1 protein-coding gene is annotated in these 1,669 nt (G+C 64.9%); it reads right to left on the bottom strand.

What is annotated here, in order from left to right:
- Positions 1 to 157: 157 nt before the first annotated feature.
- Positions 158 to 1,543 carry an IS1380 family transposase gene (locus B7R24_RS16860; protein WP_116420054.1) on the bottom strand — a complete coding sequence of 462 codons (1,386 nt, stop codon included), beginning with the start codon at positions 1,541 to 1,543 and terminating at the stop codon, positions 158 to 160.
- Between the last annotated feature and the right edge of the window lie 126 nt (positions 1,544 to 1,669).

Here is a 1,669-nt window from a genome sequence, read left to right on the forward strand (position 1 = left end):
CTAAACCTCGATCCACCGACGTCGTTGAGTGACCCGGTGCCGCGGGCTCGCTGAGGGGTTCCGTGATGGTGGGCGCGGCGAAGCCGCGGGCCTTTCTGCCCGTGGTGTTCCACTTGGTCATCTTGTCGGTGCCCTGGCGCCGGGTCGGTCGGGTGGGTCAGCCTCGGGGTGGTGCGAGGGCATGGCTGAACAGCGTCGACCACGCCGTTTCCCAGAGCCAGTGCTCGGGCAGGTGTAGTCGGAGTCGTCGGCCGGAGGTCGCGATCCTCGCGGGGATGCTGACGAGTTTCCGGCGGATCGTCGCGGTCGTCGCTGACGCAAGGACATTCCCGGTGATGGTCGCGGCGGTGCGGGTGAGGTTGAATGCGATGACGGCGAGGACGAGCCAGGCGGCGTTCGCGGTGAAGACACCGGAGGGGAGGTGCGCGAGGGCGGAGTTCTTCAAGTCCGCGTTCACCTGTTCGATGATCGCGTGACGGCGGTGGATCTGGTCGGCGGTGATCGTGTCGAGGGTGCTGGTGGTGAAGAACGCGTGGAACCGGTGCGTGTCGAACAGGGTCGGCTGGGACAGCTTCTTCTTGTTCAGCTCAGGGATTCGCCTGACCACGAGACGTCCTTCGATCCGATCCGTGATCGGCCTCGAGGAGAACGCGGTGAACGGGACCTCGGCGACTTCCGCGTCCGAGACCCAGGTGTCGGTGTCTTCGTCGTAGATCGCGTCGGTGTATTTGATCTTCGTCCAGCCGTCGTCGGGGATCGAGCCGATGGCGCGTTTCACCGCGGGGTCCTGCCGGGCGGTGATCGACACATCCGCGCCCGCGCGGAGGGCGGCGGTCACAGTTGCGTGCCCGTAATACGCGGAGTCCGCCCGCAGCAGTACCGGGGCGTCCTTTCCGCCGGGGAGTCGGGTGACGGTCTTGAGCGCGTCGGCGACGATCCGTGCAGCGCCGCGCGGGGAGCCGGCCGCGCCTTTGCGGAGGCGTTGTCCGATGACCACAGGAGCGGTGGTGTTGGTCGATACGGTCGCGAGCAGCGCGTTGATGCCGCGGACGCCGGAGTATCCGAACCCGGCGCCCTGCTTCTTCGGCCCGTGGACTTCGATGATCGTGTCATCGACATCGACGAACACCAGCCCGCCGTCCGTGGGAGCAGGGACGATCTCCGCCTCGTTCGCGAGGTTGATCAGGAGCCGAGACGCGACAGCATCGAGTTGGCGGACATGTCCGAACGTGAACGAGCGGAGGAACGATCCCAACGTCGACGGGGCGTAGACCTGGGTGAAGATCTTCCCCATGCCGCCGTGGCGCAACACTGCCATGTCATCGATCGAGTCAGCCCCCGCGACCATCCCGGCCACCAGCGATGAGACCTTCAGCCCTGCGTTCGCGCCCTTGTCCGTCGGAACGCTCAACCATTGATCGGCGAGGCCGCGCAGTCCCGCGTTCTCGGCCAGCCGGAGGATCGGGAGCAGACCTGCGGCCGACACGAGATTCGGGTCATCAAATATTGCGACAGCAGACCGGGAGACGTGAGAAACTTGCACCTGCGAGATGCCTCTCTTTTCAGTGAAATAGGACCTTAGACAAGCTCTATTTTTCCCGATCAGAAAGGCATTCTCCACTTAACGCGCCGACCTCACCTCACGATCCATCGGTGGATCCAGGCTAAA

The sequence above is a fragment of the Subtercola boreus genome (genome assembly GCF_003399645.1).
GTDB lineage: Bacteria > Actinomycetota > Actinomycetes > Actinomycetales > Microbacteriaceae > Subtercola > Subtercola boreus_A.